16 protein-coding genes and 1 pseudogene are annotated in these 19,818 nt (G+C 68.3%); 7 read left to right on the top strand and 10 right to left on the bottom strand.

The features are described from left to right. Window positions 1–469: 469 nt before the first annotated feature. Window positions 470–1,657 carry a benzoate/H(+) symporter BenE family transporter gene (locus D5301_RS19350; RefSeq protein ID WP_110714198.1) on the top strand — a complete coding sequence of 396 codons (1,188 nt, stop codon included), beginning with the start codon at window positions 470–472 and terminating at the stop codon, window positions 1,655–1,657. 6 nt (window positions 1,658–1,663) lie between these two features. On the opposite strand, the gene D5301_RS19355 is transcribed toward D5301_RS19350, so the two are convergent. The 5 genes from D5301_RS19355 to egtB form a co-directional block, all read right to left on the bottom strand. After that, window positions 1,664–2,437 (bottom strand): DUF2628 domain-containing protein, encoded by a 774-nt coding sequence (locus D5301_RS19355; RefSeq protein ID WP_110714199.1) that lies wholly within the window; start codon window positions 2,435–2,437, stop codon window positions 1,664–1,666. A gap of 51 nt (window positions 2,438–2,488) precedes the next feature. Continuing rightward, window positions 2,489–3,355, bottom strand: coding sequence for a D-hexose-6-phosphate mutarotase (locus D5301_RS19360; RefSeq protein WP_153856612.1), 867 nt, complete (start codon window positions 3,353–3,355; stop codon window positions 2,489–2,491). 40 nt (window positions 3,356–3,395) lie between these two features. Further along, a complete protein-coding gene (locus D5301_RS19365; RefSeq protein WP_153856613.1) occupies window positions 3,396–4,664 on the bottom strand; it encodes a lytic murein transglycosylase in 1,269 nt (422 codons plus the stop codon). An 84-nt stretch (window positions 4,665–4,748) separates the two neighbouring features. Continuing rightward, window positions 4,749–5,723 (bottom strand): L-histidine N(alpha)-methyltransferase, encoded by a 975-nt coding sequence (gene egtD, locus D5301_RS19370; protein ID WP_153856614.1) that lies wholly within the window; start codon window positions 5,721–5,723, stop codon window positions 4,749–4,751. Next, on the bottom strand, window positions 5,720–6,991 hold the full coding sequence (gene egtB, locus D5301_RS19375; protein WP_153856615.1) for an ergothioneine biosynthesis protein EgtB: 1,272 nt from the start codon (window positions 6,989–6,991) through the stop codon (window positions 5,720–5,722). Before egtB ends, egtD begins: the two co-directional genes overlap by 4 nt. A 149-nt stretch (window positions 6,992–7,140) precedes the next feature. Here egtB and D5301_RS19380 point away from each other — a divergent pair, with 149 nt between their 5' ends. Continuing rightward, window positions 7,141–8,421: a GGDEF domain-containing protein gene (locus D5301_RS19380; protein WP_153856616.1), complete on the top strand. Its 1,281-nt coding sequence runs from the start codon at window positions 7,141–7,143 to the stop codon at window positions 8,419–8,421. Window positions 8,422–8,424: 3 nt separating this feature from the next. On the opposite strand, the pseudogene D5301_RS19385 reads toward D5301_RS19380, so the two are convergent. Continuing rightward, a pseudogene (locus D5301_RS19385) lies at window positions 8,425–8,817 on the bottom strand (YchJ family protein). Window positions 8,818–8,919: 102 nt separating this feature from the next. On the opposite strand from D5301_RS19385, the gene D5301_RS19390 reads away from it, so the two are divergent. Then, window positions 8,920–9,699, top strand: a complete 780-nt coding sequence (locus tag D5301_RS19390; RefSeq protein ID WP_164162829.1) for a TSUP family transporter — start codon at window positions 8,920–8,922, stop codon at window positions 9,697–9,699. A gap of 96 nt (window positions 9,700–9,795) precedes the next feature. Here the strand turns inward: D5301_RS19390 and D5301_RS19395 are convergent, their stop codons facing one another. The 4 genes from D5301_RS19395 to folE form a co-directional block, all read right to left on the bottom strand. Beyond that, complete coding sequence (locus D5301_RS19395; RefSeq protein WP_049446864.1) at window positions 9,796–13,176, bottom strand: SbcC/MukB-like Walker B domain-containing protein; 3,381 nt, start codon at window positions 13,174–13,176, stop codon at window positions 9,796–9,798. A gap of 16 nt (window positions 13,177–13,192) precedes the next feature. Continuing rightward, on the bottom strand, window positions 13,193–13,894 hold the full coding sequence (locus D5301_RS19400) for a DUF4194 domain-containing protein (protein ID WP_153856618.1): 702 nt from the start codon (window positions 13,892–13,894) through the stop codon (window positions 13,193–13,195). Next, on the bottom strand, window positions 13,881–15,350 hold the full coding sequence (locus D5301_RS19405) for a DUF3375 domain-containing protein (RefSeq protein ID WP_107380760.1): 1,470 nt from the start codon (window positions 15,348–15,350) through the stop codon (window positions 13,881–13,883). Before D5301_RS19405 ends, D5301_RS19400 begins: the two co-directional genes overlap by 14 nt. Before the next feature lie 112 nt (window positions 15,351–15,462). Then, window positions 15,463–16,074, bottom strand: a complete 612-nt coding sequence (gene folE / locus D5301_RS19410; RefSeq protein ID WP_004141296.1) for a GTP cyclohydrolase I FolE — start codon at window positions 16,072–16,074, stop codon at window positions 15,463–15,465. A 598-nt stretch (window positions 16,075–16,672) separates the two neighbouring features. Between folE and D5301_RS19415 the strand changes: the two genes are divergently transcribed. From D5301_RS19415 to D5301_RS19430, 4 genes are all read left to right on the top strand, one after another. Beyond that, window positions 16,673–17,128, top strand: coding sequence for a MarR family transcriptional regulator (locus D5301_RS19415; protein WP_012481667.1), 456 nt, complete (start codon window positions 16,673–16,675; stop codon window positions 17,126–17,128). 108 nt (window positions 17,129–17,236) lie between these two features. Continuing rightward, window positions 17,237–17,446: a DUF1656 domain-containing protein gene (locus D5301_RS19420; protein ID WP_010487502.1), complete on the top strand. Its 210-nt coding sequence runs from the start codon at window positions 17,237–17,239 to the stop codon at window positions 17,444–17,446. After that, window positions 17,443–18,360 carry an HlyD family secretion protein gene (locus D5301_RS19425; protein WP_324187357.1) on the top strand — a complete coding sequence of 306 codons (918 nt, stop codon included), beginning with the start codon at window positions 17,443–17,445 and terminating at the stop codon, window positions 18,358–18,360. Before D5301_RS19420 ends, D5301_RS19425 begins: the two co-directional genes overlap by 4 nt. Further along, window positions 18,357–19,817: an efflux transporter outer membrane subunit gene (locus D5301_RS19430; RefSeq protein ID WP_324187358.1), complete on the top strand. Its 1,461-nt coding sequence runs from the start codon at window positions 18,357–18,359 to the stop codon at window positions 19,815–19,817. Before D5301_RS19425 ends, D5301_RS19430 begins: the two co-directional genes overlap by 4 nt. The last annotated feature ends 1 nt before the right edge of the window (window position 19,818 follow it).

A 19,818-nucleotide genomic window follows, 5' to 3' on the forward strand; every position in this document is an offset into this window, starting at 1 on the left:
GGAAGTGGCCTCAGCGCCGTTCCCGCGTGCTGCGAAGTTTTCTTCGTAGCGAGCCGCCCATTATAGCCGGCTTTTCCGCTTCGTCAACACCTTTTTTCAAGGCCGTCTCACCGGAGTGGACGTTGTTGCCGATGCTGCTTCGTCGTTGGACCCGAGGGTCTTTCGTCGTTGCGAGCCGCCTATTATGCCGGACTTTTCGAGTCCGTCAACACCTTCGTTCGATCATCTCGTTCGTCGGTGGTGGCGTTGCTGTTCGCGTGCCGTTTCCGAAGAAGCGGTGCGCTGCAGCAAGGGAGCGAATTCTAGAGATCCTGCAGATTTCGTCAAGCATTTTTTTGCAGGGTGATGACAGAACCAACGCAACATCACGCATGACGTACGCTCGAAGATCACTGTGGCGTTGACCGCGCGTTGCGCGGTCAACGCCACAAGGGCTATCAATGCACGGATGCACGGTGGAGAGACGGCAATGAACATGCAGGTGCGGCAAGCGTGGTGGCGCGACCTTTCAGTACCGGCCCTCGTTGCCGGCTTCATTACTGTGCTGGTCGGCTTCGCCAGTTCGGCCGTCATCGTGTTCCAGGCGGCACAGGCCGTCGGTGCTGACCAGGCGCAGATCGCCTCATGGATGTGGGCACTGGGACTGGGCATGGGTGTCACCTGCATCGGGCTGTCACTGCGCTATCGGGTACCGGTGGTGACCGCATGGTCGACACCGGGCGCGGCGATGCTGGTGGTCGGTGCCGGCGGCGCATCGCTTTCCGAGGCCACCGGTGCATTCCTGCTCGCCGCGGTACTGGGCATGCTGGCTGGCTTCTCCGGCATCTTCGCCCGGTTGATGCAGCGGGTGCCGATGGCGCTGGCCGCCGGCATGCTGGCCGGGGTGCTGCTGCGCTTCGGTCTGGACGTGTTCGTGGCCATGAACACCCAGCTGGTACTGGCGCTGGCCATGTTCGCCACCTGGCTGGCCGGACGCCGCCTGTTCCCGCGCTATGCGGTCATCGCCACCCTGCTGGTCGGCATCGCGGTCGCGGCCAGCCGTGGCCTGCTGCACGCACAGCAGGTGCAGCTGCAACTGGCGGTGCCGCAATGGGTGACCCCGTCCTTGTCCTGGACCGCCGTGGCCGGCATCGCCCTGCCCCTGTTCGTGGTCACCATGGCCTCGCAGAACATTCCGGGCGTGGCAGTGATGCGTGCGTCCGGTTATGACGCCCCGGTATCACCGCTGATCGGCTGGATCGGTGTGGTCAACACCCTGCTGGCGCCGTTCGGTGCGTATGCGCTGAACCTGGCGGCGATCACCGCCGCGATCTGCATGGGCCGCGATGCACATGAGGACCCGGCACGACGCTATACCGCGGCCATGGCGGCAGGCGCCTTCTACATCATCATCGGATTGTTCGGTGCCACCGTGGCGGCACTGTTCGCCGCCTTCCCGAAGGAACTGGTGGCCTGTGTGGCCGGTATCGCGCTGTTCGGCACCATCGCCAACAGTCTGGCCAGTGCGCTGGCGCTTGAGCGGGACCGCGAGGCGGCACTGGTCACCTTCCTGGTGACCGCCTCGGGCGTCTCACTGGCCGGCATCGGCTCGGCGTTCTGGGGCCTGGTGGCCGGTGCGCTGTGCCTGCTGGTGCTGCGGCCGGGTCAGGGCCGCTGACCCGGCCTACCCCGCCAATGCGGCACCCACGATGCTCAGCACCACCGCAATGACGATGGCGATCAGCGTGGCGACCACGCTGGTGCCGCCGCGTGCGCTCAGCTCGCTGCGCAGCCGTGCATCATCGCCGCCGGTCACGGTACGGGCCTGGGCGATCAGGCGCTGGCAGTGTGCCAGGTACCAGCTGTTGCCAAAGATCCCGGTGGTGATGCTGAGCGCGAAGGTGATGACCAGCGACAGGCCATCCGGCACATCCAGCAGGGTCTCGACCACGCTGACCAGCAGCAGCAGGCCAACCCACATCGCCGCCAGGCGGTACATCTTGCGATACATCATCCAGATCAGGCCGAGCAGGAATGCCGGCCAGTGCCAGGTGCCACTGCCCGTGGCGATGCCCTGATCCAGCCGCCAACGCTGGCGATAGATCGGGAAGTTGCCACCGACCACACTGGCATACAGCGCCATGTCGCCCTCCAGCCCAGCCGCCGCGGCCGTCTCCGGTGCCGCAACCGGTGCACGGTAGGGATCGGACGGATCGCCGACACTCGGCGCAATGCCCTCAGCCGCAGGCGCTGCGTCGATATCCAGGACCGGAGCCACCTCGACCTGCGTTGCGGCCTGATCCAGCTCCGCCAACGGCCGCCACGACGGCATGCCTTCGCACCAGAGCAGCGTGCGCGCCGTCACCGTCCCGTCCTGCTGCAGGCGACGCAGGCCGGCCAGGTCCACCGGTCCTTCGCTCTGCCTGCTGTTGGCATACCACCACTGTGCTTCCTGCATGTTCTCCATCCTTTCGGGTCACTTCTTCAAAACGGGACTGCCGGCCCCCCACTACAGCGGGGTACTGGCCAGGGTCTGTATCAATTGATGGCGCGCGCCCGGCGCAAGCGTGATCTGGTCGGGGCCGGCATTGGCCACCTCCAGGCAGACGTAATCGCGCCAGCCCTCGCCGACATCGGCCATTTTCGCTGCCGCCTCCGCACCGGGATTCCAGGCCACCAGCGTCTGGCTGCCTTCGCTGCGGATCTCGATCCGCCGCTGCAGGACCGGATCGCGCAGTACATAGTGCCCCTTGGCACCGGTATAGATGCGATCACTGCGGCCGGGATCACGCGGATCACGCAGTGACCACGGCCCCTGCTGCTGGCGCGACTGTGCATAGTCCTCGTACTTGTCCAGATACTGCAGGCCATCGAGACCATCGACCTCGACGCGCTCGGCATCGCCTACCCGGAAATAGCTGTGCAGGGCCTGGGTGAAGGTCACCGACGTTGTTCCAGCGTTCCCGGTGGTCAACTGCTGGTGCAGCTGGTGGCCGATGCGCAGCTGCATCTGCAGGCACAAGCCGAGATCGGCAGGCAGTGGCGGCGCCAGCTGCAGCACCAGCTCTCCCGCGTCGCCCTGCTGTACCTGCTGCAGCTCCCAGCGCGCGGTGCGCACCAGGCCATGCGCGGGCACATCATTGTTCTGGCCCTGGCGGCCAAACCACGGCCAGCACACCGGCACACCACCGCGGATCGGCGTCGGCAGTGCGGCGCGCGTGGGCGACAGCCACAGCAGGTCCGGCTGCCCCTGCGGAATGAACGACAGCAGCTGTCCGCCGAACACGCTGATGACCGCCGTCGCGCTGGGGGTGCGCACGTGCCAGGCCTCCAGCCCGTGATACAGGCCGCTGCTGATGTCCGGATTCGACTGCATGCGATGACGCTCCTTGAAGACCGCGGCGATGATGTCGCGGTCAGCGTGCCTGGGGCAAGGCCTTCTGCGCGCTGGGTGCTGCAGCAGCGGCCTCTTCCTGCAGTGCACGCAGAATGCGTTGCCCGGCACGCCCATCGGCATTGGCCCAGCCGAGGCGCTGCTGCTCGGACTGGATCGCGCGACGGGTGGCAGTACCGATCATGCCGTCGGCGCTGCCGATGTCGTAGCCACGCGCCAGCAGCAGGGCCTGCAGCTGGCGGCGCTCATCGCGGCCCAGGCCCGGGTCGTCGGTCGGCCAGGCGGTGGCCAACCCGCTGCCGCCACGCAGCTGGTCAGCCAGCGTGGCGATCGCCAGCGCATAGCTTTCAGCCGCGTTGTAGCTGTAGATCGCGTCGTAGTTGCGGAACACCAGCAACGCGGGGCCCTTGTTGCCGGCCGGCAGCAGCAGGGCGGCGCGCGCGTCGGCGGGCAGGTTGGCCGGAGCCAGCACGCTGCCGTCCAGCGCGGTCACGCCCTGCGCACGCCAGTCGGCCAGGGCACGACGCTGGGTACGTCCGGCCTGGCTGGCGTTGAAGCCAGCGGGAACGCGAACTTCCATGCCCCACGGCTCGCCACTGCGCCAGCCGGCGCGCTTGAGGTAGTTGGCAGTGGAGGCCAGTGCATCGGGAATGCTGCCGACCAGATCGCGGCGGCCATCGCCATCCCCGTCCACGGCAATGCGTGCATAGGTGCTGGGCATGAACTGGGTGTGCCCGAAGGCACCGGCCCAGGAACCGGTGAGCCCCTGTGCCTGCAGGTCTCCGCGGTCGATCAGCTTGAGCAGCGCCAGCAGTTCACCGCGGAAGAACGGCTGGCGACGGCCGGCGCAGGACAGCGTGGCCAGTGACTGCAGCAGGGGACGTTTGCCGAACACGCGGCCGTAGTCGCTCTCCACGCCCCAGACCGCGACGATGGTGGCGGCATCGACACCGTACTGCGCCGACACCCGATCGAGCAGGTCGCGATGCTGCTCCAGCATGGCGCGACCATCAGCCACGCGCTGGCGATCGACCAGCGCGGCCAGGTAGTCCCAGATCGGTGTGGTGAATTCCGGCTGCGCATCGAGCAGGCCAAGCACACTGGGGTCCGGGGTGAGCCCAGCGGTGATTTCATTGAAGCGATCGGCACTGATGCCCTGGCTGGCGGCCGTGGCCTGCAGGTCCGTCAGGCAGCGGCTGAAGGCCGGATCGACGCTGGCATCCGGTGCTGCAGGCAACGCGGGGGGCGAGGCGAGAGCGGCCGCCAGGCCGAGCGTGGTCAGAATGGGCATGGCGTCCTCCGTGTTGCCGTTGCACGGCCATCTTAGGGGCACCGGCGTCGCTGAACCTGAAGCGGCACCCGCTGGCCGTCCGCCCTAGGCGGTGCGCAGCAGGCGCAGGCCATAGGCGGGACTGTCGGCGTCCCAGCGCTGCATGACCTGCAGGCCCGCCTGCTGCAGCAGCGCTTCGAAGCTGCCGTCGGTGTACTTGTGGCTGTACTCCACGCGGATCGGTTCGTCGGCGGCAACGTGGAAGCTGCGGCCATCCAGATGCACATCCTGCGCCCAGCGGCTGACCAGATCGGTTTCGATGCGCAGCCGCGCGATGCTGTAGCGGGCACGGTGGCGGAAGCCGTCGAGGTCGAAGTCGCTGCCGATCTCGCGGTTGAGCCGGGCCAGCAGGTTGAGGGTGAATGCGGCAGTGACGCCCTGCGCATCGTTGTAGGCCGCTTCGATCAGCGCCGGGTCCTTGTGCAGGTCGATGCCGACCAGGGCCAGGCCGTCGCGGCCCATGGTCTGGCGCATCGCCCGCAGCAGTGCGACCGCGTCTTCGCCTTCAAAGTTGCCCAACGTGGAACCGGGGAAGAACAGCAGCCGTCGCGCGGGTTCGCGTTCAGGCATGGGCACGGCCACGGGGCGGGTGAAGTCGGCACAGACCGGCAGCATCTCCACCTCGGGCAGCGCCGGTGCCAGATGGTCGATGCTGGACAGCAGCGCGGCCCGCGAGATCTCGATCGGCGTGTAGGCCACAGGGTCGTGCAGTCCGGCCAACAGCTGCGCGGTCTTGCGTCCGCTGCCGCTGCCCAGCTCCACCACGTGCAGGCGTGGTCCAACGGTCCGGGCGATGTCCGGCAGCACACGCGCCAGCAGGGCCAACTCGGTCCGCGTGGGGTAGTACTCGGGAGTCTGGGTGATCTGCTCGAACAGGCGCGAGCCACGCGCATCGTAGAAGTACTTGGACGGCAGCTGCCGGGGCGTGCGCGACAACCCGGCCACCACGTCGGAGAGGATCTGCTGGCGCCCGGGGGTGAGATCGGTCAATGCCTGCAGCGCGTCATGCACGGTGCTCATGTGAGGTCCCTGGCCAGGCGCAGTCCGGAAAACTGCCAGCGCGCCGGCGGCATGAAGAAGTTGCGGTAGCTGGCGCGCACATGGCCGCGGGGCGTGGCGCAGCTGCCACCACGCAGCACCCACTGCCCGCACATGAACTTGCCGTTGTACTCACCGAGGTTGCCGGCGAAGGGGCGGAAGCCCGGGTAGGCGCCATACGCGCTGTGGGTCCATTCCCATACATCGCCGAACAGCTGCCGCATTCCACTGCCCTGCGCTGCCTGCGGGTGCAGCCGGTCGTCATCGGCGAAATGTCCCCGCAGCGGCTGCGACGCGGCAGCGGCTTCCCACTCGTACTCGCTGGGCAGGCGCGCGCCGGCCCAGCGGGCGCAGGCATCGGCCTCGTAGTAGCTGAGGTGGCAGACCGGCGCGTGCGGATCCAGTTCGCGCCAACCGCCCAGGGTGTACTCGCGCTGCAGGGCGTCATCCCAGTACAGCGGATGCCGCCAGTCCTCGGCTTCACGCAATGCCCAGCCTTCACTGAGCCACCAGCGCGGTTCACGGTAGCCGCCGGCGTCGATGAAGGCGCGGTACTCGGCATTGCTGAAGGGACGCTCGGCCAATGCATGCGCGGGGAGCAGCACGCGGTGCTCTGGCGCTTCGTTGTCGTAGGCGAACGCGGTGTGCTGCGGCCAGGCTGCGGCGCCGACGGTGACGATGCGCTCGGGTGATTCGACCCAGCCCTGCGCAGTGGCGACGCCGGCGACGGGCCGCAGATCCTCGCGATACGGTGGCTGCAGCGGGTTGCACCAGAACGCATGCTTGATGTCGGTGAGCAGCAGCTCCTGGTGCTGCTGTTCGTGCTGCAGGCCCAACTGCAGGTGCTGCAGCGCCTGCTCATCGAGATCGCCCGCCGCCAACCGCGATTGCACCTGTGCATCGACCTGCTGGCGGTAGTCGCGCACCTGCTGCAGCGAGGGCCGCGACAGCAACCCGCGCTGTGGCCGCGCATGCGCCGGGCCGATGCTCTTGTAGTAGCTGTTGAACAGGTAGTCCCAGGCCGGGTCATGCGCTGGCACGGTGGCGAAACCCGCCAGCACGAAGCGTTCGAAGAACCAGGTGGTGTGGGCCAGGTGCCATTTGCTCGGGCTGGCGTCAGCCATGCTCTGCAGCATGGCGTCCTCGGCACTGAGCGGCGCGGCCAGCTGCAGGCTGCGCGTCCGTACATGGGCGAACTGGCGGGCGAGATCGTGCTGCGGGGCAGCGACGGCGGCGGGTACGCTGTCCATGTGGGCAGCATCGGCGCAGGGCGGTGAGTGCGATGTCATGGTTCGGCGTCACTTTGTTCACATGGATGGGCCCCCGCATTCAAGATGCAGGCACGCACGCCGCTAACGGCAGTGCTGCGGCCGCGTCGTCACCGCGCTGGAATTCCTGCTTGCCCCTGCATCCGCTCCGCCAGCCTGCGCATTACCTGTTCGTGCTGCCCGCCGTGCTGGTTGCCGTGGTGGTGTGGACCGCATTGGATACCGCGGACGTGGCCAGCCCGGCGCAGCGCGTCCTGCCGTGGCTGCTGGCCTGCCTCGGTGCCGGTCTGGCCCTGCTCTACCACCAGGTGCGCACGCTGTGCCTGCTGCTGGTCGTGGCGGTGATGTTCGCGCTGCTGCACCAGGACGTCGCTGGCTACCTGCGCAGTGGCCATGTCGCCGCGCTGACGCCGCTGCGCTTCCATGCCATCTCGGCCTGGTTGCCGCTGTTGTTCGCCGGGCTGGCGTTGTGGCCGGAGCGCGGGCGCCGACGCCAGGACCTGCTGCTGCGCGGCATTGCCAGCGGCACCGCGTTGATGATCTTCCTGCTGTTGGCCGCGCAGCAGCCACGTGGCATGCACGATCTGCTGTCGAACCGCCACTGGGCGTGGATCCCGGCCGATTGGAACGCGCTCGCGCAGTTGCCGGCAGTGCTGTTGCTGCTGGCCACCGCTGCGCTGGGCTGGCAGGCGTGGCGGCACCCGCGCCCACTGCATACGGCGATGCTGCTGGCCCTGCTGTGCCTGTGGTGGATGCTGCCACGGGTGTTCCTGCACCCGGTGCTGCTGCCGGCGCTGAGCAGTGCCGCCCTGCTGCTGATGCTGGGTGCGATGCTGCAGGAGTCCTTCCACATGGCCTTCCGCGATGAGCTGACCGGCCTGCCCGGACGCCGGGCATTCAACGAGACCCTGCAGCGGGCACGCGGCACCTACAGCATCGCGATGGTGGACGTGGACCACTTCAAATCGTTCAACGATACCCACGGCCATGACACCGGCGACGATGTGCTGCGCCTGGTGGCCTCGCGCCTGGCGAAGGTTGGCGACGGTGGGCGGGCGTTCCGCTATGGCGGTGAGGAGTTCGCGGTGGTGTTCCTGGACCGCCCGGCGGCGGCCTGCATGGATGCCGTGGAGGCGCTGCGGCAGAGCATCGAGGAGACCCGCATGCAGCTGCGCGACCGCAGCACCCGCAGCCGCGATGACGAAGCCGGCCGCCAGCAGCGCGGACGCGGTGGCAGCGGCCAGGTGGTACAGGTGACGGTGAGCATCGGCCTGGCCGACAGCCATGTGGATCCGCGCCCGATGGCGGTGGTCAAGGCCGCCGACCAGGCGCTGTACGTGGCCAAGGACGGGGGTCGCAACCAGGTGCACGCGCATGCCGGCCAGCGCGTGCTGGCCATGCGTGGCGGCTGAGGCTCAGACCGCGTCGAGGTAGTACCAGCGGCCGTCGATGCGCTGGAAGCGGCTGTGTTCGGTCATCTTGACCGCACTGCCGCCGCCGACGCGATAGCGCGCGGTGAAGCGGACGTCGGCGCTGTCGGTACCGGTGACGGTGTGCTCGTGTACGGTCAGGCCCAGCCAATGGGTACGCTAGCCGGGCGCATCATCCAGCGACAACTCGGCCGGACGCGTGTCCGGATGCCAGCTCTGGCGCAGGTAGTCGGCCAGACCGCGCACGTAGGCGCTGTAACGCGAACGCATCAGGCGCTCGGCATCGGGCGCGGCCTCACCGGCATGGAAACGGCCGCAGCAGGCAGCATAGTCGGCGGGCAGGCCACAGGGACAGGGATCGGCGGGTTTTCGGCTCATGCCGGCATTGTCGCCGGGTTGCGCGGATTGATCCACGCGCGGCACGGGCCAGCTGAAGCAGGACAGGCGTATGCTGTCGCGCCCCCACCTTGATTGATCGCCGTGCTGGAACTGGTTCCCCCTGAGTTGTGGTGGCTGGTGGTGATCGCCTTCATCGCCGGTCTTGTGGATGCCGCCGTGGGTGGCGGTGGCCTGGTGCAGCTGCCCGGCCTGTTCACGGTGCTGCCGCAGCAGACGCCGGCGATGCTGTTTGGTACCAACAAGTTCAGTTCGATGTTCGGCACCGGTGCGGCTGCCTGGCGCTATGCGCGCAACGTGCGCTTCCCGTGGAAGCCGGTGCTGTTCGCGGCCGGCACCGCCTTCGTCTTCTCCTTCGCCGGGGCCACTGCGGTGAGCCTGCTGCCCAAGGACGCGGTGCGCCCACTGGTGCTGGTGCTGCTGATCGCGATGCTGGCCTACACGTTGTGGAAAAAGGACTTCGGCGCGCTGCACCGGCCGCAGGAAATCGGCCGCCGCGAGCTGGTGATCGCGCTGGCGATCGGTGCAGCGATCGGCTTCTACGATGGCTTCTTCGGGCCGGGCACCGGCAGCTTCCTGATCTTCCTGTTCGTGCGCTTCTTCGGCCTGGATTTCCTGCGCGCCTCGGCGGCGTCGAAGGTGGTGAACCTGGCGACGAATGTTGCAGCGATCTCGTTCTTCGTGCCGACCGGCAACATCCTGTGGCTGTTCGCGCTGCCGATGGCGGCGGCCAACATCATCGGCTCGGTGGTGGGCACGCGGCTGGCGCTGAAGGGCGGTACGCCGTTCATCCGCAAGCTGTTCGTGGGGCTGGTGGTGGTGCTGATCGCGCGGATGGCGTGGGATACGTTCCGCGGAGCGTGAACGCGGTTGCCGGCCAGCGGCCGGCACTACCGGGTCATGAACCCCGCCCACGGGTAGTGCCGGCCGCTGGCCGGCATTCCCATTCAACCGGCCGGATCAGGCCTCGGCTTCTTCCGGTTCGTTGGCCTGCTGGCGGCTGCGCTCGGGCAGCTTCAGGCGCTTGCCTTCTTCGTCGTACTCGATCAGCAGCACGCCGGAGTCGTGGCGACCGCTGATTTCGACGAAGCAGGCACCACCGATGAACGGTTCCAGCGTCATCACCGACTTCAGCGGGGTGGCGACCACCATCTGGAAGCCGAAGTTGTCGAAGATGTTCATCGCCAGTGCGGTGAACTCGTTGTCGGCCTTGTCGAAGGCTTCGTCGAGCACGACGGCGGCGTAGCTGGGCAGCTGGCTGTCGGCACCGCCGAGCTGGTAGCGCAGTGCCGCAGCCAGGCAGGTGGTGGCCAGCTTCTGGCGCTGGCCGCCGGACTTGCCGGCACCGCTGCGGTAGATCTCGACCTGCTGGCGCGTTTCCGCATCCAGCTCGACGCCGATGAACTCCACGTGCATGCGCACGTCCAGCACCAGCTCGCGCCAGCGCTTGTCCTCACCTTCCTGCGAACCGAGGCGGTTGACCAGCTGGCGCAGCACGGTGAACTGCGATTCGGCCAGCTCGCGCTGCTCGGTCTGCTGCTGCGACAGCACCTCGCGCAGCTGCAGGTGGAACTCGCCGACTTCCGGCAGGCGGCGGTCGCTCAGTTCGATGGTCAGCAGCGTGCCACGGTTGAACGGCACCTGTTCCAGGCTGGCGTTCACTTCGTCCAGGCGCTGGCCGATCGACTTGCGGGCCTCGGCGCTGTGGCGCTGCAGGGCCAGCAGGTTGTTCTTGCTCTGGTTCTGCAGCAGGTCGAAGAAGCGCTCTTCGTGCTGCGGCAGGCCATCGCGTTCCAGGCGCTCGAGGCGGGCGAGGAAGTCCTCGGCCGAGGCCACCGAAACGGTGAAGTCGCCCGATTCCTCCGGCCATTGCTGGATGAAGCGACGGAAGCAGCCGATCAGCTGGTTCTCGATGCGGTTGAGGTCCTGCTGCGAGGACGACAGCTGCTCGTTCAGCGCGTTGCTGACCTGGCGCATGTGCGCTTCCAGCGTTTCCAGGCTGAGCGGGCCCTGCTCCTGCAGGCGCTCGGCCAGCCCGGCTTCCTGCTCCTGGGCCAGGCTCGGCAGCACCAGCGCACGGCTCTGCTGGCGGGCGCGGTCGAGGCGATCACGTTCCTTGACCAGCTGGCCACGCTCGACACGGACGTCTTCATAGGTGCGGCGGGATTGTTCGATGTCGGCGCGCACGGCGTCGATCTGCTTGGCCAGCTTGGCGAGGTCGGCGTTGCCTTCGCGCAGGTCGCGCAGGGTCGCTTCGATATCGCTCAGGCGCTGCTGCGGGGCAGCGATGTCGATCTCGTTCCAGCTGATGCTGACCAGCTCGTGGCAGGCCAGGCGGCGCTCATTGTCGCGGTCGCGCTGGCCGCGCAGGCGTGCGATGTCGGTCTCGCAGCTGGCGATGCGCTTGGCCAGTTCCTGTGCTTCGCGCTCGAAGGCGCCCACCTTGTCGTGGTTGTTGAAGCCCAGGATCCAGCGACGACGGTCGCCCACCGCACTGCGGTCGTCCTTCTCGAAGCGGTCGCCCGGATGCTTGACCTGGCCTTCTCGGGTGATGCCGCGGTCGACGTTGCGCAGCTGCTTGGCATCCACGCACTCGTAGTCGAAGCGCTTGCCGAGCTCGCGGCGCAGCCAGCTTTCGAACACGTGCTCGCGCAGCTCCAGCTTGTGCAGCAGCGACTTCGCTGACGGCTCGCGCGCGAACGCATCATCGTTGCGGCGCACGCGGTAGTAGGTGAAGCGCATGCCCAGATGGGTACGGTTCACCCACTCGGCGACGTCGTTGTAGTGCTTGTCATCGACCAGCAGCGACAGCGCGAAGCCACCCAGCACGCGTTCGATGGCGCCCTGCCAGCCCTGCTCTTCCGAGCGGACCTGGATCAGCTCGCCGACGAACGGCAGCGCCGCTTCGGCGATGCCGGTTTCCTCGGCCAGGCGCGCACGCAGCTTCTGCATCGGCGCCGGGATGTTGGAGGGGGTGCGCTGCATCGCTTCAAGTTCGCTGCGCACTTCACCGAAGCGGCGCTCGTCATCGCGCTTGCCGCCGAGGCGATCGCTGATCGCATCGTCCAGTGCCGCCGAGGCACGCTGGCGGTCCTGCAGTTCGTTCTGCGCACGCTCGACCAGCTCGGCGAAGCCATGGGCATCGTCGGGCAGTTCGGCCTGCAGCTGTTGCGCCGCTTCCTGGGCCTGGTCTCGCTTGGCCTTGCGGCGGTCGCGCTCGGCTTCGGCGCGGCCCTGCTCGCGTTCCAGTTCCTCGATGCGTTCACCGCCCTGCTGGCGGCGCTGCAGTTCCAGTTCGGCCAGGCGCTCGGTGTGGTTGTCCAGCGCGGCGCGGCGCTGGGCCTCTTCGCCGAGCAGGCCACGGTCACGCACGTCCATCTCGCGCAGGCGTGCTTCGATCAGCGCCTGGCGGCGGCTTTCGCGGAAGCTGTCGACGCCGAGCTTCAGTGCTTCGTCGTCGCCGCGCTGGCGGTGCATTTCCTTCAGGTCGTTGTAGTAGGCGCGTGCCGGCAGCAGGGTTTCCACCTGGCGGCGCGCGGTGACCACGGCCTGGTGCGCGCCATCGAGCTCGGCGAAGTCGCTGACCAGGCGCTCGGCGGCGTCGAAGGTCTTCGGCGTGTCGAGCATGAAGTCGCGCAGGAAGACGTTGAGGTCGCCCAGGTTCTTCGCCGACTGCGTCTTGTGCAGCAGGCGCAGCGCCATTTCGTTGTCGATGCCGAGCAGGTCGCGGAAGCGCTCGGCATAGCCGGAGAAGGTGTCGAAGTGGTGCAGGTCGGACAGCTTCTGCTTGAGCTTGCGCAGGTCCAGGTCGAAGCCGCCGAGATCCTTGGCGATGTCGAACGGGCGCTCGGCGATCATGTAGTGCTTGCGCACGTCGCCGGCCGAGGTGCCATTGCCGGAGATCCACAGCAGGCGCACCAGGCTGACCACGCGGCCATCGCCGGCGCGGTATTCCAGCACCAGTGCGGTCCAGGTCGCGCCCTTGCGCAGGTACTGGGTGGCGATTTCGCCGGTGCCGCTGTCCTGCTGGTCGGCCCAGGCGCCACGCACATAGGACACCAGGTTGCGGTCGCGGCCACTGCGCTCGGCTTCACGCGCAGCCGCATTGAAGTCGACGATGGCCGGCGGCGTCAGCAGCGCGGACATGGCATCGAGCAGGGTCGACTTGCCCGAGCCGGAACGGCCGACGAACAGGAAGCCGCGCTCGGCGATGGGTACTTCGGTCAGGCCGTTGAAGGTGCCCCAGTTGTGCACCTGCAGGCGGCGCATGCGGAACTGCTGCAGGCGCGGGTCCGGCAGGCCTTCGTTGAACAGGGCGGGAGTGTGCTTGGAGATAGCCATGCGATGGTCGGGTCTCTCAGGCCTCGGCGGCCGGGGTTTCGCGCAGCTGGCGGTAGACCGCCGAAAGCTGGGACACGTCTTCGGCGGAGAACAGCAGCTTCAGCGCCGGCGAGACTTCGTGGCGGTCTTCCTGGCCGCTGAGGCGGGTCAGGATGTGGTTGTCCTTCATCTTCTGCACCGCCGAGGCGACGCGGCGGTTGAAGCCGGCGCGGTCGGTGGACAGGTTCTTTTCGTAGATGGCCAGCGCTTCGGCCATCTCGGCGTCTGCGACCACCGCGCGGTTGCCGCGCGCATCGGCCTCGGCCAGCTGCTGGCGCAGGTACAGCAGCAGCACCGAATCGATGAAGGTCAGCGGCGAGGTGCGCAACAGTACCGGCGCATCAACGTCTTCGGTATCGGCCTGGCGGGTGAACGCCACGCCGCTGTCGCGGTCGAGCACCAGTTCCAGGAACAGGTCGGCCAGCGACGAGCGGATGGCCGCCTCGCTGCGGATCAGCGCCGGCCACAGCTTGGCGTGGCGCAGCTGGTCGATGCTGGGGCCGATCAGCAGCTGGCACAGCGCGCGGCGCGCATCCAGCGGCAGGCGCCCGGTATCACCGAGGTAGTACACGTCGTTGCCACGGCGGGGCTGTGCCACGGCCGCCACCGGTTCGGCTTCGTAGGCGTCGTCCGCCACGTCGGCCTGCGGTGCGTCGATGGGATCTTCATGCCAGCTCATGGCGTCTCTCCTGGGTGAACCAAACCAGCGGGATGCGGGCGCGACGGACCTGGCCGTCGCCACCACGCCATTCGGCAAGCTCCTGCTCGCCGGCGATCACGTTGCCGAAGCGCGTGCCCAGCGACAGGTAGCCGATGACGCTGCCCAGGCCCTGCGGCGCTTCACGCTGCGACAGCGCCTGGGCGATGCTGAGCCGCGGCTGTGCATCGAGCAGGTCGTGCAGGTCGCGGCGCAGGGTGCGGAAGTCGATTTCGGACGAAGCGACCAGGTCGCCGACACTCTCCAGGCTGATCGCGGCCGCGTCGTTGTACTCGACGTTGCCATCGACCTGGGCGCTGCGTGGATCGTGCAGCCTCCACTGCGACCACGAGCGCAGGCGGCTGGTGGTCAGCTGCAGGTCACGGCCGATGCCGCGCTGTGCGGGGAACTCGTCGCGCAGGGCCAGTGCTTCGGACTGCGCCTGCTTCAGCAGCTGGTTGAGGCGGCGCTGTTCCAGGTAGCCACGGCTCTGCACGAAGCCGCGCAGGCTGCGCGCGAAGTTCTGCAGCACATCGTGCACCTGGCCACCGCGCTCGAGCATGGTGCTGGTGAAGCCGCGCAGGAAGTTGCGCTCGTTGCGGTCCAGGCGGCGCGCAAAGCCACGCGCCAGCACCGCTTCCAGCGCAGCATCAAGCTGTGCGCTCTGTTCGGCGTCGTTGAGCAGTCGCCAGAACGCCTGGAAGCTGCGGCCGGCATCGCTCTCGCCGATCACATCCACGCCTTCGAACAACTGCGACAGCACGTCGCCACGCTCGCCCTCGTCGTCGATGATGCGCTCGCGGAAATCGCGGTTGAGCTGCTCGAAGTCGTCGCGCACGCGGCGGAAGTCCTCGGTCAGCTCGTCGGCCAGGCCGATGATCTGGCGCGCACGTTCCAGCGCGCGCTTGCCATCCAGCGCGATCACGCGGCCAGCGCCGACGCGGGCGATCTCGGCGTCGATGCGGTCGCGCTCGTCGCGCAACGCCGACAGGCGCGCGTCCGGATCGGATTCGGTCTGCGCGGCCAGCTGCGAGAGCTGTTCGATGACCAGCGCCAGGCGGCTTTCGGTGGCAGCCACGCGGGCCTGCTCCAGGCCATCGGCGAAGCGGATCGCCTGCAGCGCTGCGGTCGACAGCTCGTACTGCTCCTGGTCGGCACCTTCGGGCAGGCGGCGTTCGAGCCAGCCCTGGGCCAGCCAGTGCGCGATGTAGGCCTGCGCGGTACGCGGCAGGTCGCGCGACAGTTCGTCGCCGTTGAGCTGGTCCAGCGCACGTTGCAGGCGCTCGTTGAGCACCGACGACGACAGCGTACGCTCGCCGTCCATCAGCAGCCCCTGCAGCAGGCCGATGATTTCCGGAGCGTGGTCGGCGGCGAGCAGCTTCCACTGGGGCTGTTCGCGCAGATGGCGGTAACGGGAGATGCGTTCGCGATGCTTCATGCAGCGAAAGAGGTCTGTTGGGCTGACAGGGACGAGCCGCCACGCACGGCGGCCGCGCGGGCAGCCGTGGGCATGCCGGCCCGCAGCGGCCGGCGGGGTGCGGGCAAGCGGCTCAGCGCTTGCCGCCCACTTCGATGAAGCGCAGGAACTCGGCGCGGGTCCGCGCGTCGTCGCGGAAGCTGCCCAGCATCTTCGAGGTGACCATGCTGACGCCGCGCTTGTGGATGCCGCGGGTGGTCATGCACTCGTGGGCGCCTTCGACGACCACGCCGACACCGATCGGCTGCAGCACATCCTGGATGCACTGGGCGATCTGCGCGGTCATCTTCTCCTGCACCTGGAAACGGCGGGCATAGGCTTCGACGACGCGGGCCAGCTTGCTGATGCCCACCACCTTGCCGGCCGGCAGGTAGCCGACGTGCACGCGGCCGATGATCGGCGCCATGTGGTGCTCGCAGTGGCTTTCGTACTCGATGTCGCGCAGGACGATCAGTTCGTCGTAGCCGGCCACTTCCTCGAAGGTCCGCTCCATGTAGGCGCGGGGGTCGTCGCGGTAACCGCTGAACCAGTCGCCATAGGCTTCGGCGACACGGCGGGGGGTATCCAGCAGGCCTTCACGGGACGGGTCCTCACCGGCCCAGCGCAGCAGGGTGCGCACGGCATCCTCGGCCTGGTCCTGGGTCACGTCGCCCTGCGGGGCGGCCTTTTCGTTGTTCTTGCTCATTGCGTACAGCGTCCCGAACGGGGGGCGAGCATCGTACCCGACCGGGGGGTGGGTCGTCCTGTTGGGACGGTTCATCGGGGGTCGTTGTTGGCGCGTCGTTGCTATCGCTTTGGAGGGGGAGAGGGGACTGCGCAGGACACGCCGTGAACCCATCCCTGGGGGCTCGATGGCGCCATCCATGGCGCCAACGGTCCTGCGCAGCCCCCTCTCCCCCTCCTTGACGGTTTCCTGCGGGCGCGGCCGGACCGCCCGAAAGCGGGGGCAAAAGCTGGGGTTCATGGCTCCGGAAGCACCGCGCGCTGCGGCATTGGTGGGTGCGGACCGTTGGTCCGCACTGCTTCTGCTTCTGCCTTTAAAGAGCCAACCCACCGCGCCCGCGGGGTGATGGGCAGGCAGCGGGGGTCGGGCGGGGCAGGACCGTCCGCGGCATGGATGCCGCGGCCGAGCCCCCAAGGATGGGTTCACGGCGTGTCCTGCACCGTCCGGCCCCCGCTGCCCCACCCGACACCAGGCAGGCGCAACGCTTTCCTCACTACACCCGCCCATTCATAAAAACCCATTGATAGGAATGAAATTAGTAGTATCCTATCTATCTCTTATGGACCGACCCCTCGACGAGCGCACCGTGCTGCAGATGCAGCTCAGCTCCGGCCTGCTGTACGCAGGGCGGCAGTGGCAGCGCCTGGCCGACAGCCGGCTCGGCAGCTACGGCATCTCCACCGCCTGCACCATGCCCCTGCTGATGATCGGCCGCTCCGGCGGTGGCATCCGCCAGGTGGCGCTGGCCCAGCAGCTGGGCATGGAAGGGCCTTCCCTGGTCCGCCTGCTGGACAAGCTGTGTGCCAGCGACCTGGTCCGCCGCGAGAGCGACGCCAGCGACCGCCGCGCCAACCTGCTGTGGCTGACCGACGCGGGACACGCGCTGGTCAGCGAGCTGGAAGACCAGTTGATCGGCCTGCGCCAAGACGTGTTCGGCGAGCTTTCCATGGATGAACTGCACGCCGTGCTGAAGGCATGGCGCCTGCTGGCCGAGGCCGCCGACCGCATCACGTAAGACCGCTGCCCCCGAATACCGCCGCTGCCGTGCACACGCCAGCGGCTTTTGCCCGTTGCTGTTGTTTCGTTGTTCCTCCCCTCCCCCACCTCGCCCCCGCCCCTACCGATGCCCGGTGAATTCAGTCTCCACGGAGTGTTCGTCCCGACCCTGCTCGGGTTGATGTTGTTGGCCTATCTGGTCAACAGCGGCCTGCACGCGCTGCTGCAGCGTGCCGGCGCCTATCGCCATGTATGGCACCCGGCGCTGTTCAACCTGGCCCTGTACGGGATCGTGCTTGGCCTGCTGTTCCACCTCCTGCGTTGGATGCAATCGTGAACAAGATCGTGAAGAAGACCCTGCCGGTGCTGCTCACCAGCGCAGCCGTGATCGTCGCCCTGCTGGTGCTGCGCCAGCTGTGGGTCTATTACATGGATGAGCCGTGGACCCGCGATGCCCATGTCGGCGCCGACGTGGTGCAGGTGGCGCCGGACGTATCCGGGCTGGTGGAAACGGTGCAGGTGGCCGACAACCAGGCGGTGAAGAAGGGTGACCTGCTGTTCGTGGTCGACCGTGCCCGTTACCGCATCGCGCTGGAGCAGGCCAAGGCCAGCCTGGGCGAGCGCCAGGCCTCGGTGGCACAGCTGCGCCGCGAGATCGGCCGTGACCGCAGCCTGCAGGACCTGGTCGCCGCCGAGGACGCCGAAGTGCGCCGCGCCAAGCTGCAGGCCGCACAGGCCGCGCTGGCCACCGCGCAGGCCGCGGTCGACCTGGCCGAGCTCAACCTGGGCCGCACCGAGGTGCGCGCACCGGCCGATGGCCGCGTCAACGACCGCACCATGCGCGTGGGCGACTACGTGGTGGCCGGCAAGCCGGTGCTGGCGCTGCTGGATACCGGCTCGTTCCGCATCGATGGCTACTTCGAGGAAACCCGACTGCGCGGCGTGGCGCCGGGGCAGCGCGTGGACATCCGCCTGATGGGTGAATCGACCCCGCTGCGCGGCCATGTCGAGAGCATCGCCGCCGGCATCGAGGACCGCTACCGCAGCAATGGCAGCACCCTGCTGCCGAACGTGACCCCGGCCTTCGACTGGGTGCGGCTGGCCCAGCGCATTCCGGTGCGCATCGCCATCGACGAGGTGCCCAAGGGCGTCGAACTGATCGCCGGCCGCACCGCCACGGTGACCGTGGACACCGGCCGCCACCCGCACAACGACAAGGCCGGCGCCGCGCCGACACAGGCGGGCCTGTGAACGCCGCCCTTCCCCGTCTCGGCCTGATCGTCGCGCTGGCCAGCCTGGCCGCGTGCAGGACCGTCGGCCCGGACTATGCATTGCCGGAAGGCTCGGCGTTCAAGCGCCCGCAGGCCAATGCGGCCTTCATCGATACGCAGAACCCGCAGGTGGCCGCCAACCAGGCGCTGCCCGACCGCTGGTGGTCGCTGTACAACGACCCGGTGCTGGATGGCCTGATCACCCAGGCGCTGCGGGACAACGTGGAACTGAAGGCCGCCGATGCGCACCTGCGTCGCGCCGCAGCGGTGTACGAGCAGGCACTGGACGCTGGCGGCTTCGAGTATGAGGCCGAGGCCGGGGTCAGCCGCGCACAGCTGTCGGCCGAATCGTTCCTGCAGGAGCACGAGCTGCCGGTGATCAACCTGGCCGATGGCAAGTTCGCGGTCAGCTACCAGTTCGACCTGTTCGGCAAGCTCAAGCGCGGCGCCGAAGCGGCGCGAGCCGACGAACAGTCGGTCGCCGCAGCGCGCGATCTGGCCCAGGTCAGCGTGGTCGCCCAGGTGGCCGACAGCTACCTGGAAATCTGCCATGCCAACCACGAACTGCACGTGGCCGAGCATTCGCTGCAGCTGCAGCAGCGCAGCCGCACGGTCACCGAGCGCCTGATCGCGGCCGGCCGCGGCACGCCGCCGGAGCTGGCCCGCGCCAATGCCCAGGTGGCGCTGCTGGAAGCTGCATTGCCGCCGCTGCAGGCGCAGCGTTCGGCGGCCGCCTATTCGCTGGCCGCCCTGCTCGGGCAGACCCCGGGCCAGCTGCCGGCCGGTGTGATCGACTGCGCGCACGCCCCCGCCCTGGCGCAGCCGCTGCCGGTCGGTGATGGCCGTGCGCTGCTGCAGCGTCGCCCGGACGTGCGCCAGGCCGAACGCAAGCTGGCCTCGGCCACGGCACGGATTGGTGTCGCCACCGCCGAGCTGTACCCCGACATCCGCCTGGGTGCCTCGCTCGGTGCCGCCGGCCTGCTGGAGGACTTCGGCACGCCGATGACCCAGCAGTGGTCGATCGGCCCGCTGATCTCGTGGACGTTGCCGTCGTCCGGCACCCACGCGCGCATCCACGCCGCCGAAGCCGGTGCCGATGCAGCCCTGGCCGAGTTCGACCACACCGTGCTGCAGGCGCTGCGCGAGACCCAGACCGCGCTGGACCGCTACGCGCAGGACCTGCGCCGGCTACAGTCGCTGCGCATCGCGCAGGAGCAGGCCGCACTGGCCGCCGAGCAGAACCACCGGCTGTACCAGGGCGGCCGCACGCCGTACCTGTCCAGCCTGGATGCCGACCGCAGCCTGGCCACCAGCGACGCCACCCTGGCGGCCGCCGAAGCGCAGGTCTCGCGCGACCAGATCCACCTGTTCCTGGTGCTGGGTGGTGGCTGGCAGGCCAGCGCCGCCGCGCCCAACGCCTCGACCGCAGCGAAGTAAG

Origin of the sequence: Stenotrophomonas sp. MH181796 (genome assembly GCF_009659995.1) — a bacterium.
Classification (GTDB): domain Bacteria; phylum Pseudomonadota; class Gammaproteobacteria; order Xanthomonadales; family Xanthomonadaceae; genus Stenotrophomonas; species Stenotrophomonas riyadhensis.

Coding starts and splice junctions, on each gene's coding strand:
- D5301_RS19350 (WP_110714198.1), top strand. CDS start 470: ATGAACATGCAGGTGCGGCAAGCGTGGTGGCGCGACCTTTCAGTACCG.
- D5301_RS19355 (WP_110714199.1), bottom strand. CDS start 2,437: ATGCAGGAAGCACAGTGGTGGTATGCCAACAGCAGGCAGAGCGAAGGA.
- D5301_RS19360 (WP_153856612.1), bottom strand. CDS start 3,355: ATGCAGTCGAATCCGGACATCAGCAGCGGCCTGTATCACGGGCTGGAG.
- D5301_RS19365 (WP_153856613.1), bottom strand. CDS start 4,664: ATGCCCATTCTGACCACGCTCGGCCTGGCGGCCGCTCTCGCCTCGCCC.
- egtD (WP_153856614.1), bottom strand. CDS start 5,723: ATGAGCACCGTGCATGACGCGCTGCAGGCATTGACCGATCTCACCCCC.
- egtB (WP_153856615.1), bottom strand. CDS start 6,991: ATGGACAGCGTACCCGCCGCCGTCGCTGCCCCGCAGCACGATCTCGCC.
- D5301_RS19395 (WP_049446864.1), bottom strand. CDS start 13,176: ATGGCTATCTCCAAGCACACTCCCGCCCTGTTCAACGAAGGCCTGCCG.
- D5301_RS19400 (WP_153856618.1), bottom strand. CDS start 13,894: ATGAGCTGGCATGAAGATCCCATCGACGCACCGCAGGCCGACGTGGCG.
- D5301_RS19405 (WP_107380760.1), bottom strand. CDS start 15,350: ATGAAGCATCGCGAACGCATCTCCCGTTACCGCCATCTGCGCGAACAG.
- folE (WP_004141296.1), bottom strand. CDS start 16,074: ATGAGCAAGAACAACGAAAAGGCCGCCCCGCAGGGCGACGTGACCCAG.
- D5301_RS19415 (WP_012481667.1), top strand. CDS start 16,673: ATGGACCGACCCCTCGACGAGCGCACCGTGCTGCAGATGCAGCTCAGC.
- D5301_RS19420 (WP_010487502.1), top strand. CDS start 17,237: ATGCCCGGTGAATTCAGTCTCCACGGAGTGTTCGTCCCGACCCTGCTC.